General features: G+C 69.5%; 12 protein-coding genes. 6 read left to right on the forward strand and 6 right to left on the reverse strand.

What is annotated here, in order from left to right; translation table 11 throughout:
- The first annotated feature begins 162 nt into the window (after positions 1-162).
- On the forward strand, positions 163-969 hold the full coding sequence (locus AMYAL_RS0128605) for a hypothetical protein (protein WP_026467535.1): 807 nt from the start codon (positions 163-165) through the stop codon (positions 967-969).
- Positions 966-2,645, forward strand: coding sequence for a serine/threonine-protein kinase (locus AMYAL_RS0128610; RefSeq protein WP_020634704.1), 1,680 nt, complete (start codon positions 966-968; stop codon positions 2,643-2,645). The genes AMYAL_RS0128605 and AMYAL_RS0128610 overlap by 4 nt, the downstream gene beginning before the upstream one ends.
- A 43-nt stretch (positions 2,646-2,688) precedes the next feature.
- On the opposite strand, the gene AMYAL_RS0128615 is transcribed toward AMYAL_RS0128610, so the two are convergent.
- Positions 2,689-3,471 carry a DUF2382 domain-containing protein gene (locus AMYAL_RS0128615; protein WP_020634705.1) on the reverse strand — a complete coding sequence of 261 codons (783 nt, stop codon included), beginning with the start codon at positions 3,469-3,471 and terminating at the stop codon, positions 2,689-2,691.
- Positions 3,472-3,853: 382 nt separating this feature from the next.
- Between AMYAL_RS0128615 and AMYAL_RS0128620 the strand changes: the two genes are divergently transcribed.
- Complete coding sequence (locus tag AMYAL_RS0128620) at positions 3,854-5,455, forward strand: ABC-F family ATP-binding cassette domain-containing protein (protein ID WP_026467536.1); 1,602 nt, start codon at positions 3,854-3,856, stop codon at positions 5,453-5,455.
- A 4-nt stretch (positions 5,456-5,459) separates the two neighbouring features.
- On the opposite strand, the gene AMYAL_RS0128625 is transcribed toward AMYAL_RS0128620, so the two are convergent.
- From AMYAL_RS0128625 to AMYAL_RS0128635, 3 genes are all read right to left on the reverse strand, one after another.
- Entirely contained in the window at positions 5,460-6,281 is an 822-nt protein-coding gene (locus AMYAL_RS0128625; RefSeq protein WP_020634707.1) for a class I SAM-dependent methyltransferase, read from the reverse strand.
- 340 nt (positions 6,282-6,621) lie between these two features.
- Positions 6,622-7,632, reverse strand: a complete 1,011-nt coding sequence (locus AMYAL_RS0128630) for a YdcF family protein (RefSeq protein WP_020634708.1) — start codon at positions 7,630-7,632, stop codon at positions 6,622-6,624.
- 127 nt (positions 7,633-7,759) lie between these two features.
- Complete coding sequence (locus AMYAL_RS0128635; protein WP_026467537.1) at positions 7,760-9,379, reverse strand: ABC-F family ATP-binding cassette domain-containing protein; 1,620 nt, start codon at positions 9,377-9,379, stop codon at positions 7,760-7,762.
- A 60-nt stretch (positions 9,380-9,439) separates the two neighbouring features.
- On the opposite strand from AMYAL_RS0128635, the gene AMYAL_RS0128640 reads away from it, so the two are divergent.
- Both AMYAL_RS0128640 and yidC read left to right on the forward strand, forming a co-directional pair.
- The gene (locus AMYAL_RS0128640) at positions 9,440-9,796 is read left to right on the forward strand and encodes a DUF6412 domain-containing protein (protein ID WP_026467538.1); all 357 of its coding nucleotides are present in this window, start codon (positions 9,440-9,442) and stop codon (positions 9,794-9,796) included.
- 69 nt (positions 9,797-9,865) lie between these two features.
- A complete protein-coding gene (yidC, locus tag AMYAL_RS0128645) occupies positions 9,866-10,711 on the forward strand; it encodes a membrane protein insertase YidC (protein WP_020634711.1) in 846 nt (281 codons plus the stop codon).
- A gap of 82 nt (positions 10,712-10,793) precedes the next feature.
- Here yidC and AMYAL_RS0128650 read toward each other — a convergent pair whose 3' ends face one another.
- Entirely contained in the window at positions 10,794-13,079 is a 2,286-nt protein-coding gene (locus tag AMYAL_RS0128650; RefSeq protein ID WP_209447250.1) for an excinuclease ABC subunit UvrA, read from the reverse strand.
- A 57-nt stretch (positions 13,080-13,136) separates the two neighbouring features.
- Between AMYAL_RS0128650 and AMYAL_RS46270 the strand changes: the two genes are divergently transcribed.
- A complete protein-coding gene (locus AMYAL_RS46270) occupies positions 13,137-14,111 on the forward strand; it encodes a helix-turn-helix transcriptional regulator (protein WP_245193107.1) in 975 nt (324 codons plus the stop codon).
- 199 nt (positions 14,112-14,310) lie between these two features.
- Here the strand turns inward: AMYAL_RS46270 and AMYAL_RS0128660 are convergent, their stop codons facing one another.
- Complete coding sequence (locus AMYAL_RS0128660; protein WP_020634714.1) at positions 14,311-14,781, reverse strand: Lrp/AsnC family transcriptional regulator; 471 nt, start codon at positions 14,779-14,781, stop codon at positions 14,311-14,313.
- Between the last annotated feature and the right edge of the window lie 62 nt (positions 14,782-14,843).

Consider the following 14,843-nt stretch of genomic DNA (forward strand, 5'->3'; position numbering starts at 1 on the left):
TGTTGCGCGTTGCCCGCTCCCACCTGGGAAAGCAGGAACAACAACCCGGTCACGGTGCCGAATATCAGGCGAACCACGATACGCATTGGGACGTCCCTCTCCGGTAAGTACTCGCTGTAGCATTCCGGACCAGTCGGATTACGCAAACAGGGGATACGCAAAATGGGACGTGTCATCGCGGCAGGGGTTGCGTTGGGTCTGTGCGCGGTCCTCTCGGTCTCGCCACCGGCCACTGCGGACAGTGGCGGTGGTGTCGACAGTGCCGGAAATGGAAGGCTCGACCTGGCGGTCACCCTCGACGACCGGCCGATCGGCAACGCCACGGTCATGATCGACCCGGCGAAGCAGATCGAACTCACCGTCACGGCGACCAACAGCGGCGGCACGGCGGTCAAGGTCCGCAGCGTGCGGGTGTCCGGCGTCGCGCTCGCCCTCACCTTCTTCGCCTACGACACCACGGCACCGTTCGAGGTCCCCGCGCACAGCCGGGTCACCAGGACCTTCGTGCTGGACATGGCCGACCTCTCCGGCCAGGCGATCGGGCTGCTGCCGTCCACCGTCGAACTGCTGGACGCGCAGCGCGGCACGCTCGGGGAGGCCTCCACGGTCGCCGACATCCGCGGGTCCTTCTGGTCCGTCTACGGCGCCTTCGGTCTCGCGATGCTCGTGCTCACCGTGCTGGCCTGGCTGACCGCGTTGCTCGCGCTCGCCCGCCATCGCCTGCCCGCCAACCGCTGGCGCCGCGGCCTGCGCTTCCTGCCCGCCGGATTCGGCACCGGGCTCGTCGCCGTCGTCTCGCTGTCCGTGCTGCGGCTCGTCCCGCCGGAGCCGGCGATCGAGATCCCGGTGGTGCTCGGCGCCGCCGTCATCGCGTTCCTGCTCGGCTACCTGACGCCGCATCCGGCGCCAGGGCCCGACAGCGGCGAGACGGTCCGCCTTTCCGGCGACACCAGGGAATTCAACCGATGAGCGCACCCGCCGAGGTGGTCGCCGCGCTGCCGCAGTACGAGATCGGGACAGCGATCGGCCAGGGCGGGATGGGGGTCGTCTTCGCGGGCGTCCACCGTTCGCTGCGCCGCGACGTCGCCATCAAACAGCTGCCGTGGGACGTGCTGAACCACGCTGTCAGCAGTGAGCTCTTCGACCGTGAAGCGCGCGTGCTGGCCAGCCTCGACCACCCGCACATCGTGCCCGTGTACGACTACGTGCGCACCGGCCGCGAGCACCTGCTGGTGATGGAGCGCCTCGACGGCGGCACGGTGCACAGCCGTTTCCAAAGCGGTGGAGTCAGCGCCGAGCAGGCCTGTGCGATCGCGCTGGCGATGCTCGCCGGGCTCCACGCGGCACACGAAGCGGGCGTCCTGCATCTGGACGTCAAGCCGAAGAACCTGCTCTTCACCACGCAAGGCGTGATGAAGGTGGCCGACTTCGGCATCGCGAAGGTGATCAGCGAGGGCGCCACCCTCGTCACGCACGGCGGCGAAGTCCTCGGCACCCCCGCCTACATCGCGCCGGAGCAAGCGCTGGGCAACGCGCTGAGCCCGGCGGCCGACGTCTACTCGGCGGGCACGGTGCTCTACGAACTGCTGTCCGGGAAGCTGCCGTTCGACAACACCCGTGGCGCGATCAGCATGATGCGCCAGCACATGTTCACCGATCCGCGCCCGATCGACGGCGTGCCCGCGCCGCTCGCCGCGGTCGTCATGCGCAGCCTCGCGCGCGAGCTCGGCTCCCGGTACCGCGACGCGGAGACCTTCGCGGCAGACCTCGCCTCGGCGGCGACCGCCGTCTACGGGCCGGGCTGGCTGGAACGCTCGCGGGTGCCGGTCCGCCACCTCACCCCACGGGTGATCACCGCGCTCAGCACCCCGGTCGCCGCGCCGGCTCCGGCAGGGGACGGCCCGACACGGCCGGTTCGCCGTCCCGCGCCGGATCCGACGCTTTCGGCCACCCGTGCGACGTTCGAACCCGAAGCCGGCAGGCGTCCCGGTCCGGTGCTCTGGTTCCGGCTGGCCGCGGCGGCCGCCGCCATCGTGCTCGTGGTGCTCGCGCTGCTCAATCCGGAGCGGCAGCCACACGAGCCGTCGCTCCTGGCTGTCGACCTCATGGTCGTTTCGTCGTCGCCGGAAGTGGATCTCAGCAAGACGTTCACCCTGACGGGCAAGGGGACTCCTGCGCAAGTCAGCCTCGGCCTGACAGCCGGGGGGATCCCCTTGGGGTCCGCCACGGCGACACCCAAGGTCGAGGGCGGCTCTTACAGCGCCGATCTCCGTTTTCCTGGGCTCACCCGGTGGATCGTCGGTGGTGCCGTCACCGCGACGGTGACGGCCGACGGCGTCACCGAGACGTTCACGCTGCTCACCCGGCAGCATCCGCTCGCGAGCGCGCTCGGCGCGGGCAGCCTGATCCTGGCGCTGTTCGCCTTGGCGTACCTGGAATCCGGGCTGCGGACCATCCGGAACGGCCATCGCTGGCGGGGCGCGCTCGTCGGCGGGCCGGTGCTCGGCCTGCTGTTCGGCGCGGCGGCGTGGCTGTGCGTCTCGGTGCTGCGGGTGCACGAACCCGCGATGCTGTTCGGTATCGGCTGCTCGATCGCGGGTGCGGTGGCGACGGGTTTCGTGGTCGCGGCCGCCCGCGCTCGCTGAACCCACGGGGGCGGCCCGTCGCACGGACCGCCCCGGTCCGGGATCAGGACTTGCGATGCTTGCCCTCGTCGTCCGTGACCTCGAACTGCTCCTTGCGGACCTTGCCGGAGACAGTCTGCTCCTCGGTGACGGTCTCGGTCTTGAGCCTCGCCCGCTCGACCGCGACGGTTTCCTTGTTCACCACCGGTTTCTCGGCGTGCAGCACGACTTCCTGCTCGTCCTCGGCGATCTCGGCCGTCCCGCCGGAGGCGCCGGTGATCGGCTCCCGTTCGATGCGCACCTCTTCGTGGCTGACCGGCACGGTCACCTGCTGTTCCTCGGTGACGACGTACTTGCGCAGGCGGACATGGCCGGTCTCGACCTGCTCGGTGCCGACGTTCAGCCGCTCCTCGGAGCGCGTCATCGTGTGCTCGGCGTCCCGGTCGGACTTCCCGGCGGCGGCGTCCGTCCCGGCCTTGCCTCGGCCGGTGCCCTGTGCCCGGTCGTCCATCCGCCCGTCCGGCGAGGTCCTCGGCATCGGCAGCCCGTAGTGCTCGTACAGCCGGGCGCTCTCTTCCCTGGACAGGTGGCCGTCGGCGTCGATGCGGGGCGCGTCGGAGACGGCGTCCTTGTCGACACGGACGTGCACGCCGTCCCGGTCGGCGTGGGCGCCCGAGAGCGGCACGAAACTCTCCTTGGAGCCGAACAGGCCCGTTTTGACCGTGATCCATTCCGGCTGGTGCGTCGCGTCGGCGAGGTAGACGTTGCCGACCTTTCCGAGCTTGTTGCCGGTCGGGTCGACCACGGCACTGTCGATGAGTTCCTGCGGCTGCATGGTCTTCGCCATCGGTCTTGCTCCTCTCGAACGATGCTGCTCCAGAAGGCCACCGTCTGCCGGGCCGGTGATCATGGCAACCGTCGTGGTGCACCCGTGGGGGACCCCGGAAAGTGCGGGTTTGGGGGCTGTGCGCACGGGCTAGGCCCGGCGTGTCGTCGCAGGTGGAAGCGGGTGCTCGCGGGGTGACCGGCCCGCATGGGGGATGGCGCGAAGGTGTGGATCTCCGGCCTGCCGAAAATCGGATGCGCGGGCCTCGGGCTTGCCCTAACCTCGTGCCCGTGATGCAGCAAATGCTGTTCCTCTGAGGAACGACGCCTCCACCGGTATCCGCGAGCCGCGGGTACCGGGGTTCGTTCTTCCTGCTCATCACTTCATCGGAGGCAGTTCTCTCATGTCATCCCCTCTTTCGCCGTCGCCTGTGCGCACGGCGCACGTCCGCCTGTCCGACGTCCACCTCGCCCTCGGGGGACGGCCCGTGCTTTCCGGGGTCGACCTCGTCGCCGGGGCCGGTGAGCGCGTCGCCGTCGTCGGGGAGAACGGTCGCGGCAAGACCACCCTCCTCCGGCTCCTCGCCGGTGACCTGGCCGCGGACCGGGGCGAGGTCCACCGCTCCGGTTCGGCCGGTGTCGCCGACCAGCAGATCCCGCTCGGCCCGGCCGACACCGTCGGCGCGCTGATCGATCTCGAACTGGCCGCTGTCCGTGGCGCGCTGGCCCGTCTGGAGACCGCGACGGAGGCGCTCAGTGACGGGCTTCCGGGTGCGGACGACTTCTTCACCGCCGCGCTGGAGAAGGCCGAGGCCCTCGACGCGTGGGACGCGGACAGGCGGGTCGAGGTGTCCTTGGCCGCGTTGAACGCTGTCGACGACCGCGACCGTCCACTCGGGACACTGTCGGTCGGGCAACGCCACCGGGTGCGGCTGGCCTGCCTGCTCGGCGCCGGACATCCCGTCCTGCTGCTCGACGAGCCGACCAACCACCTCGACGCCGCCGGGCTCGAACACCTCACCGAGCGGTTGCGCGCGCACCCCGGCGTGATCGTGCTGGTCAGCCATGACCGGGCGTTGCTCGCGGAGGTGGCCACCACGGTGGTCGACCTCGATCCGTCGAGCGACGGACGGCCGCGGGTCTACGGCGGTGGCTACGCCGCCTACGGCGAGGCCCGCCGGGCCGAACGGGCTCGCTGGGAGGCGTCGCACGCCGAACAGATCGCCGAGCGGCAACGTCTTGCCGATGACCTGAGCGCGGCGCGGAACCGGCTGCGCGACGGCTGGCGGCCGCCCAAAGGCACCGGCAGGCATACCCGCGCCACCCGTGCGCCGGGACTCGTCCGCGCGGTCCACCGGCGGCAGGAGGAACTGGCCGCGCACGTGGTGGCGATCCCGCCGCCACCGGCCAGGTTCGCCATGCCCGAGCTGCCTTCGCATGGTGGCGCGATACTGCTCGGCGCAGCCGGGGTGACGGTGGCCGGGCGGCTCGCACGGCCGGTCGACCTGGTGCTGGAAAGCGGCGACCGGCTGGTGGTCACCGGCCACAACGGCGCGGGCAAATCGACCCTCCTGACCGTGCTGGCCGGGGAACTGGAGCCGAGTACGGGCACGGTCACCCGCTCCCGGTCGGCGCGGATCGGGCGGCTGGGGCAGGAGTCCGACCTGCCCGGCAGGCGCACGGCGACGGAGCTGTACGACGAACAGCTCGCCAGGGCGGGGATTTCCGGGCCGGGGCTGGGTGAACTGGGCCTGCTCGGCGGCTACGACCGGCACCGGCCGGTGGCCGAACTGTCGGTCGGCGCTCGGCGGCGGCTGGATCTGGCACTGGTGCTGGCCCACCGTCCGCATGTGGTGCTGCTGGACGAGCCGACCAACCACCTGTCCGTCACGCTCGTCGACGAGCTGACCGCCGCGCTCGGGACCACCCCGGCCGCGGTGGTGATCGCCACGCACGACAGGCAGTTGTCGCGCGACACCGAGTCCTGGCCGAGGCTCGCTTTGTGAGCCGTCAACCGCGGTGGGCGATGGTGTAGCGCACGGTCTGCGCCAGCACCACGCTCCCGTCGGGTTCGCGCAGCGGTTCGAGCTCGGCGAGCACGGCCTGGTGCACGGCGTCGAGACGGTTTTCCGGGACCAGCTCCCAGAACATCCGCTGGCCCTGCGACCAGGACCAGTCGATCCAGTGCACGGGGTCGGCGAACTTCACCGGGCAGACACGTTCCACGGACGTGACGCCGGTGAAGCCCGCCGACTCCACGGCCTGGCCGAAGCTCTCGACGGTGGCGAACAGACTGGCCCTGATGGTCAGGGTCCAGGCCAGTTCCGGCGGTACGAACGGTTTGAACACCTCCCGCACGGCCGCCCATCGGGGATCGTCGGCGCCGAACGTGGTCACCCCCGCCCGGCCGCCGGGCTTGAGCAGGCGGTGCCACGACCGCAGCGCGGCGACCGGATCCGGCAGGAAGAACACCACGAAGGACGCGAGGAGCGCGTCGAAGGAGGCGTCGGCCAGCGTCGGTTCTTGGGCGTCCATAAGGGAAACCGAGGCGTTGACCCCGCGGGCCTCGATGTCTTTCGCGGTGCGGCGGATCATCTCGGCGGAAAGGTCGATGCCCAGCACCGATCCACCCGCGCCGACCCGTTCGGCCGCCGGGAACAGCACCGCGCCGCGTCCGCAACCCACGTCCAGCACCTGCTCACCGGGCACGAGGTCGACCCGGTCGAGCAGTTCCTCGGCGAACACGCCGAAGAAGTCGACGCCGAGGGCGTCGTAGGTCTCCGCCGTCCGGTCGAACAGCAGCGCCATCGCCTGCCGGGTGTCCGTGCTCATGCGCAGGACGATGACCCGGCGAAAACGGTGTTGTCAAACGAAGACGCGGGATTTGTCACGGTGCTCCGGTCGTGAGCTTCAGGAATTCGCGCCGAGATGTCAAAGATGCTCAAGGCCCTTGTGGGAAGTCCGTGAGGGCCTCCTTGAGGGACTCAGAGTCCCTCAAGGAGGCCCTCACGGACAGCCGACCGCCTGCGACCACGATACGTTTGGTCCCAAGGTGTTGCGAAAGCCACTTTCGCAACCTCCAGCCTTGGCAAAGTGGCTTTCGCAACGTCGCCTGCCTGGCCGCACCGGTCGTGAGTCCCTCAAGGAGGCCTTCACGGACAGCCGAAAGGCTTTAGAAAGCGCGGGAAATCTGCGAAAGCACGATGAGCCCGCAGATCACCAGGTTCTTGATCTTGTGATCCACCAGGATGGCCACGAATTCGCGGATGGTGGCGCTCGGCCAGAAGTACCAGGCCGTCGGCGACCCGATGACCTGGCCGTTCACCTTGGCGCGGCGGGCGATGAGGGCGGCGCGGAGGACGTGGAAGTTGTTCGTGACCACCGTGCACCGGTAGCCCGCCTTCCGCTCCCGCATGATCTCGGCGCTGAAGGTGAGATTCTCGAACGTCGTCCGCGACCGATCCTCCAGGAGGATCCGCTCCCTCGGCAGCCCGTTCTCGACCAGATAGTCGGCCATGGCGTGGGACTCCGGCAGATCCTCGTCGGGTCCTTGCCCGCCCGAGGTGACCACCATCGGCTCCCGGCCGCGGCGGGCTTCCGCGTCCACGACGCGTTTGGCGCGGTTCAGGCGGCCGGCCAGCAGCGGCGGCACCCGGTGGCCGTCCAGCAGTCCCGAGCCCAGCACCACGACGAAGTCCACGTTCTTCTCGGTGCGGATGCGGCCGTAGACGATGGAGTACAGAAGAAAGCAGACGAAGAGGAACGAGACGTAGACGAGGATTCCGTTGAGGCTGCCCCGGACGATGTCCAGAGGTTCCCAGGCCAGTTGAGTGACCGTCGCGTTGAACACGATGAGCGCGATGATGCCGATCCCCGTCAGCAGCGACAGCACGTTGGCCAGCCGTCGTCCTTCGCGGCGGAGCATGGTGATCCCGTTGCAGATCAGGAAGACCGTCAGCGCGAGGACCGTCGGGATGATCAGCAGGATCACGCCGAGCGCGACGAAGCCCGCGGCCTCGGGCGACACCGAAGCGAGAAGCGCGATGAAGGTGATGCCGAGGAACAGCAGCGCGAAGAAGAGGTAGAAGCCGTTCCTCAGCCGACGCCGGTCGCGAAGGAAGCTCACCAGGAACGCCGCGCAGCACAGGGTCGCGATGGCGAAGGGAATTGCAGCGGCCTTCACGAGAACTCCAGCTTCGGACGAGGCGGGCACTCGAGTGTCGGCACGCGGTGCGGCGGCATTGAAACACACGGCGAAGCCGCCGAAGGCACCTTCGGTCGGCGTGTCGCCTTTCCTGGCCCGACCGTGGTTACCGCCGCCGCTGCACCGGCCGTTCGTCCCAGACGGGTTCCGGGGTTTCCCGGACCCGGCCGTCGGAGCCGAACACGAGGTACCGGTCGAAGGAGCGCGCGAACCACCGGTCGTGCGTCACCGCCACCGTGGTGCCCTCGTACGCCTCGAGCGCCTGCTGCAGCGCTTCCGCCGAAGCGAGGTCGAGGTTGTCGGTCGGCTCGTCCAGCAGCAGGGCGGTGGCGCCGCCGATCTCCAGCAGCAGGATCTGGAACCGCGCCTGCTGGCCACCGGACAGCTTCTCGAACCGCTGGTCACCCTGGCCGTCGAGTTCGTAGCGGCGCAGGATGTTCATCGCGGGCCCGCGGCTCCGCGCGTGGCCGGTCCAGAGGATGTCGACGAGCGTGTGCCCGAGCAGTTCGGGATGGGCGTGCGTCTGCGCGAAATGGCCGGGGACGACACGGGCACCCAGCTTCCACAGTCCGTCGTGAGCGACGTCCTCACCGGCCAGCAAGCGCAGGAAGTGCGATTTGCCGGAGCCGTTCGAGCCGAGTACCGCGACCCGTTCGCCGTAGAAGATCTCCAGGTCGAAGGGTTTCATCAGACCGCGGAGTTCGAGTCCTTCGCAGGTGACGGCGCGGACGCCGGTCCGGCCGCCGCGCAGGCGCATGGTGATCTTCTGCTCGCGCGGGGGCGCGGCGGGCGCGCCCGCCTCTTCGAACTTCCGCAGGCGGGTCTGCGCGGCGTGGTAGCGCGAGGCCATCTCGTCGCTGCGCGCGGCGTACTGACGCATGTCGGCCACGAGCTTCTTGAGCTGGGCATGCTTTTCGTCCCAGCGACGGCGGAGCTCCTCGAAACGCTCGAACCGCTCCGCGCGTGCCTGGTGGTAGGTGTCGAAGCCGCCGCCGTGCACCCACACGTCGCCGCCGGCTGGACCGGGTTCGACGCTGATGATCTTCTTCGCCGCCCGCGCGAGCAGTTCCCGGTCGTGCGAGACGAACAGGACGGTCTTCTGGGTCTCCCGCAGCCGCTCTTCCAGCCACTGCTTGCCGGGGACGTCGAGATAGTTGTCCGGCTCGTCGAGCAGGAGGACACCGCAACCGCCGAGGAGCAGCGCTTCGAGGACCAGCCGTTTCTGCTCGCCGCCGGACAGGGTGCGCACCTCGCGCCAGCGCGCCTTCTCGTACGGCAGGTTGAGCGCCGCCGTCGTGCACTTGTCCCACATGACTTCGGCTTCGTAGCCGCGAGCGTCGCCCCAGTCGCCGAGCGCCTGGGCGTAGGCCATCTGGGCCGCTTCGTCGTCGCGTTCCATCAACGCGAGTTCGGTCTCTTCGACAGCGCGGGCGGCGACGCGGAGCGGTTCCGGCGACACCGACACGAGCAGGTCCCGCACGGTCCGTTCGTCGCGCACCGAGCCGACGAACTGGGGCATCACCCCGAGGCCGCCACTGATGGTCACCGAGCCGCCGTCGGGTACCAGTTCGCCCGAGATCAGCCGCAGCAGGGTCGTCTTGCCTGCCCCGTTGGCGCCGACGAGCGCGCACACGTTGCCCTCACCGACGCGGAACGAGACGTCGCCGAGCAGCAGCCGCCCGTCGGGCAGGTAGTACTCGGCGTGCGCGACTTCCACATGTCCCATTTCGACAGACTGCCCGTGCCTGCGGAAAGCACGCAACGTAATTCCGGTACTGTGATCGACGTGGAGCGAACCTTCTTCGGCGTGCGGCTCAAGCTGATGCTTGCGCTGTTCCTGCCGGAGCTGTTCCTCGTGCTCCCGGTCGTCGGCGGGGTCAACCCGCTGGGCCTGGTCACCGCGCTGACCGCGTCGGTGACGGTGGCCAATCCGCTCGGCCTCGCCGCCGCTTTGACGGCGTCCCTCGCCGTCGTCCTGCTCGCGCTCTCGGCGCATTTCCGCCTGGAACCGGCGGCCGCCGCGATGAAGGTGCGTGCCATCAGCCTGCGCGAACGCGCGCAGCTGTTCTTGAGCCTGCGCGATCCCGACGCGCGCGGCCGTGTCCGGCCTCGAGCTCCGTCACAGGGCTTCGCGGCTGCCTGACCTCTCTGCGTTCGAAGGTGAGGCAGTCACTCCTGCCCACCCACCTTCGATCGACGGAGTGACCTGGTCATGTTCGATGTCTTCCTGTACCCCGTTTCCGCCATTCTCTGGTTCTGGCACAAGGTTTTCGGCGCCGTTTCGAGTCCCGATTCGGGCCTGGCCTGGGTGCTGTCCATTGTGTTCCTCGTCTTCACCCTGCGCCTCCTGCTGGTCAAACCCGCGCTCGGCGCGCTGCGCGCGGGCCGCCGCACCCAGGCGCTGGCCCCGCAGATGCAGAAGATCAAGGAGAAGTACGGCAAGGACCGCCGCCGGATGGCGACGGAGATCCAGAAGCTGCACGCCGAAAGCGGCGTCAGCCCGCTGGGCGGTTGCCTCCCGGCGCTGATCCAGCTGCCGGTGTTCCTGTCGTTGTACTGGGTCTTGCGCGATTTCACGCCGGGAGCCCGGTCGAATCACGTCTTCGATCAGGCCGGGGTGGAGTCGTTCCTGAACGCCGACCTGTTCGGCGCGAAGCTCGGGAACTGGCTTTCGCAACCGGCCGCGGAGCTGGCCACGTTCGGCACGGACCACGTCCACATGATCGCGGTCGGGGTACCGCTGATGCTGATCGCGAGTCTCGCCACGTTTTTCTCGATGCGCTCGGGCCTCGCCAGGCAGACCGAGGTGGCCCCGCAGGCCGCGGGGATCACCAAACTGATGATGTACCTGGCGCCGGTCGGCATGCTGGTCTCGGGTTCGTTCTTCCCGGTGCCGATCGGGGTGCTGCTGTACTTCCTGGCCACCAACGTGTGGACGCTGGGGCAGCAGCACTTCCTCACCAAGGTCGTCGACAGGGAAGAGGTCAGGGACCGGTCGGCTGAATCACCGGAATCGGGCGAAGAACTGTTCGGTACCGGCGTGTCGGGCAAAGCCTGATCGGGAATCATCGCGCTCGTCCGGGAACTGTTCCCGGACGGGTGGGTGTTCCCGGCGCCGTCCGGCGCCGGGAACGCGTTCGTCAGCCTTTCCGCAGGTACCGTCCCGTGAGCGACGAGGGGTCCGCAGCCAGCGCCGACGGCGTGCCCTCGAACACGACCGTCCCGCCGTCGGAACCCGCGCCCGGCCCGATGTCGATGACATGGTCGGCGTGCGCGATCACCTGCTGGTCGTGCTCGATCAGAACGAGGGTCGCCCCGTCGTCGACGAGGTCGTCGCAGAGGGTGAGCAACCGCGCGACGTCGCTGCCGTGCAGCCCGGAGGTGGGCTCGTCGAGCACCAGGCGCAGTTCGGCCGCCGGACCCGCGTCGGCGAGGTGGCGGGCGAGCAGGAGCCGTTGCCGTTCGCCGCCGGAGAAGGTGTCGAGGCTCTGCCCGATGGTCAAGTAGCCGAGTCCGACCCGGTCCAGCCAGCGCAACCGCCGTGCGATGGGGGACCGCTCGCCGAACAGGGCGGCGGCGTCCGCGGGGTTCATCGCCAGGACGTCGGCGATGGTCCGGCCGTTCAGGCGCGCGGCGAGGGCCTCCGGGTTGAACCGGGTGCCGGCGCAGGCGTCGCAGCCGGTCTGGACGTCGTCCAGGAACGCCAGGTCGGTGACGATGACTCCCTTTCCCTTGCAGACCGGGCAGGCCCCTCGGCCGTTGGCGCTGAACCACGACGGAGGTTTCCCGGTGGCCTTGCCGAAGGCGTCGCGGACGGGCTCGGCGACACCGAGCACCGTGGCGGGCGTGGACCGGACGCCACCGCGCAGCGGAGCCTGCTCGACGACGACGAAACCGGGATGCTGCCGGGGGAGTTCGCCGGTGATCAGGGTGCTCTTGCCGGATCCGGCGACGCCCGAGACGACGGTCAGGACGCCGAGTGGCACGTCGACGGTGACGTCACGCAGGTTGTGACTCCGCGCGCCGGAGATCGTCACGACTCCCCGTGCGGCGCGGGGACGCTTCCGGAAACCGAGCGGTGCGCGGAGGGTCCGCCCGGTTTCGGTGCCGCTCGCGGTGAGTTCGCCGGGACCGCCTTCGAACTGGACGTGACCGCCGCCGTCACCGCCGGCGGGTCCGAGGTCGATCACGTGGTCGGCGGCCGCGATGACCGCGGGATGGTGTTCGACCACGAGGATCGTGTTGTGCGCGTCGCGGAGCCTGGCCAGCAGTTCGAGGAGCCGGTGCACGTCGTGCGGGTGAAGGCCGGTACTGGGCTCGTCGAACACGTAGCAGACGTCGCTGAGCGCGCTGCCGAGGTGACGGACGATCTTGACGCGCTGGGCTTCGCCGCCGGACAGCGTTCTCGATTCCCTGGACAGGCTGAGATAGCCGAGGCCGACGGACGCGAGCGCGTCGAGACGTTCCCGGATCGCTTGCAGCAGCGGCGCCACCGACGGGTGGCGCACGCCCGCCACGACGTCGCGCAAGTCGCCGACCGGCAGCGCCGACCAGTCCGCGATGGACCGCCCGTCGATCAGGCTGGCGCGCGCCGTCTCGTTCAGACGGGTCCCTTCGCAGTCCGGGCAGACGCCGCGGGTGACGACTCCGGCGAGCCCTTCCTGTTCCTCGGCGGTGAGGCGCGACGGTGTCTTGCGCAGGTACGAGTCCCGCAGCCGGGGGACGACGCCGTCGAAGACACCGTGTTTGGGGTAGTCAGAGCCGGGATTGTCGAGGGGAAGCCCTTCGGCGTGAAGCAGGGTTTCGACCGTCGCCGACGGCAACCGTCCCAAGGGGACATCCGGGTCGGCGAGTCCGGAGTGGACGAGCCGTTTCCACCGGTAGGTCCCCGGCGCGAACGTCGGGAAGCGCACGGCGCCGTCGCGCAGGCTCCGCGAGCGGTCGAGCAGCCGGTCGAGATCGATGTCGTCGACCATCCCGAGCCCTTCGCAGCGCGGGCACATCCCGCTGGGATCGTTGAACGAGTAGGCGGGTGAGAACCCGGCGCCCGGTTTTCCGAGGCGGGAGAACAGCAGGCGCAGCAGTGGCGCGATGTCACTCGCCGTGCCCACTGTGGACCGCGCGTTCCCGGTGAACCGCCGTTGATCCACGATCGTGGTGAAGACCAGCCCGTCGATCCGGTCCACGTCCGCGGGCGGATGCTGCGGGAGCCGGTTCCGGACGAAGGCGGGGTAGGAACCGGTCACCAGGCGCTCGGCCTCGGCCGCGATCGTGTCGAACGCCAGTGACGACTTTCCCGACCCCGATACGCCGGTGAACACCGTCAGCCGGTGTTTCGGCACCCGTACCGACACCTCGCGGAGGTTGTTCGTCCGGGCACCCTCCACCGTGATCCACCGGCCGCGCTCATCTCGAACCCTCGACATGAGACCACGCTACGATGAGATGTGGCCGGTTTACGGCCACAATTATCGGGAGGCGCGGTGACCGCACCACGGGAACGGATGCTGCGGCTGCTGTCGCTCCTGCAGACCGGCAGGGGATGGCCCGCCGCCGAACTCGCGACGGCCATGGAAGTCCCGCCACGCACCCTCCGCCGGGACATCGACCACCTCCGCGGCCTGGGGTATCCGGTGGAGAGCAGCCGCGGTCCGGGAGGCAACTACCGGCTCGTCGCCGGCACCGCGCTGCCGCCGCTCATGCTGGAACACGACGAAGCGATCGCCACCGTGCTCGGGCTGCGTCTCGCCGCCGCAGGCGGGACCGGCATCGACCTGACCGCCGAATCGGCGGACCGCGCCGCCGCGAAACTCCGGCGTGTCCTCCCGCCGGCACTGCGACGGCGGACGGACGCGATGCTCGCCGCGGTCGAGTTCGGGATCGGCGAACAGCCGCGGGTCACGCCCGACGTCCTCACCGTCCTCGCCGCGGCAATCGCGGCTCGCCGGTGCCTCGAGTTCACGTACACGGCAAAGGACGGCCCGTCCTCCCGGACAGTCGAGCCGATGCGCCTCGTCCAGCTCGGCAGGCGGTGGTATCTCTACGCCTGGGACCTCGGACGGCGGGACTGGCGGAGCTTCCGCCTCGACCGGATCGCCGCGCCGAGGACGACCGAGGTGGCGTTCGAGCCGCGTGACCTCCCGGTCGACGACGTCGCCGGCCATCTCCAAGAACGCTTCCACAGCCCGAAATCGCTCCGGATCACGCTGACCCTGGACGTCGGAGCGGAGGAGGCCGCGGCCCGGCTGCACCGGGTCGACGGGAGTTTCGAGGCCCTCGGCGACGACAGTTGCCGGTACGTCGCGCACGTCGATTCCTTCGAGTGGCTGGCGGTCGTCCTGACGCTCACCGACATCGGCTTCACGGTGGAGGAACCGGCGGAGTTCGGCGAGTACCTCGCGCGGACCGGGCGGCGGCTGCTTCGTGGGAGCGGGTCCGGTGGGCCTCGTGAGTGGTAAGTGTCGTTAGAACGCGCTTTGTCACTCACGAGTGCTGCGGGCGGTGTCGCGAAAGCCACTTTCGGGACACCTGACGTCCCGAAAGTGGCTTTCGCGACGTCAGGTCGTACCGGGCCGGGGTTGTCGTGAGCCGTAAGGGCGGTCGGTCGTGAAGGACTCCTTGCCTACCCTGAAGGTGGTGAAGGGGGCCTTCGCGGAATCAGGCGTCGCCCGGTTGGGGCCACTGCTGCCCGCGGGTCCACGAGTCCAGCACCATCAGCGTCTTCGTTCCCGTCACCTGGTGATGCCGCCTGATCTCGTCGATGGTGCGCTGCAGGTGGGCCATGTCCCGGACCCGCAGCCAGACGAGCGCGTCGGGGTCGCCCGCGATGGTGAACACCGCCTGGGCCTCCGGCATCCGGGTGGTCGTGCGGACGATCTCGCCGACCTTCGTGGTCCCGGTGAACCGCAGTTCGGTGAACGCCTCGATGCCCCAGCCGAGTTTGGTGTGGTCGATCTGGACGGTGTAGCCGACGATGACGCCGTTCTCCTGCATGCGGTCGATGCGGCGTTTGACCGCCGCGGTGGACAGCGTGACACGGGCCCCGATGTCCCCCAGCGTGCGCCGGGCGTCTTCCCTCAGTAGTTCGAGGATTTCGCGATCGGTCTCGTCGATGAGCTGCTCCGCCATGAGCCAGGATGGTACGCAGACGCAACGGATCTCGGCCATAGGTGAAGATGGGTCGGATTTTT

Origin of the sequence: Amycolatopsis alba DSM 44262 (genome assembly GCF_000384215.1) — a bacterium.
Taxonomy (GTDB): Bacteria; Actinomycetota; Actinomycetes; order Mycobacteriales; family Pseudonocardiaceae; genus Amycolatopsis; species Amycolatopsis alba.

Excerpts from the sequence above, each read along its gene's own strand:
- AMYAL_RS0128605 (WP_026467535.1), top strand. The coding sequence starts at position 163 with ATGGGACGTGTCATCGCGGCAGGGGTTGCGTTGGGTCTGTGCGCGGTC.
- AMYAL_RS0128610 (WP_020634704.1), top strand. The coding sequence starts at position 966 with ATGAGCGCACCCGCCGAGGTGGTCGCCGCGCTGCCGCAGTACGAGATC.
- AMYAL_RS0128615 (WP_020634705.1), bottom strand. The coding sequence starts at position 3,471 with ATGGCGAAGACCATGCAGCCGCAGGAACTCATCGACAGTGCCGTGGTC.
- AMYAL_RS0128620 (WP_026467536.1), top strand. The coding sequence starts at position 3,854 with ATGTCATCCCCTCTTTCGCCGTCGCCTGTGCGCACGGCGCACGTCCGC.
- AMYAL_RS0128625 (WP_020634707.1), bottom strand. The coding sequence starts at position 6,281 with ATGAGCACGGACACCCGGCAGGCGATGGCGCTGCTGTTCGACCGGACG.
- AMYAL_RS0128635 (WP_026467537.1), bottom strand. The coding sequence starts at position 9,379 with ATGGGACATGTGGAAGTCGCGCACGCCGAGTACTACCTGCCCGACGGG.
- yidC (WP_020634711.1), top strand. The coding sequence starts at position 9,866 with ATGTTCGATGTCTTCCTGTACCCCGTTTCCGCCATTCTCTGGTTCTGG.
- AMYAL_RS0128650 (WP_209447250.1), bottom strand. The coding sequence starts at position 13,079 with ATGTCGAGGGTTCGAGATGAGCGCGGCCGGTGGATCACGGTGGAGGGT.
- AMYAL_RS0128660 (WP_020634714.1), bottom strand. The coding sequence starts at position 14,781 with ATGGCGGAGCAGCTCATCGACGAGACCGATCGCGAAATCCTCGAACTA.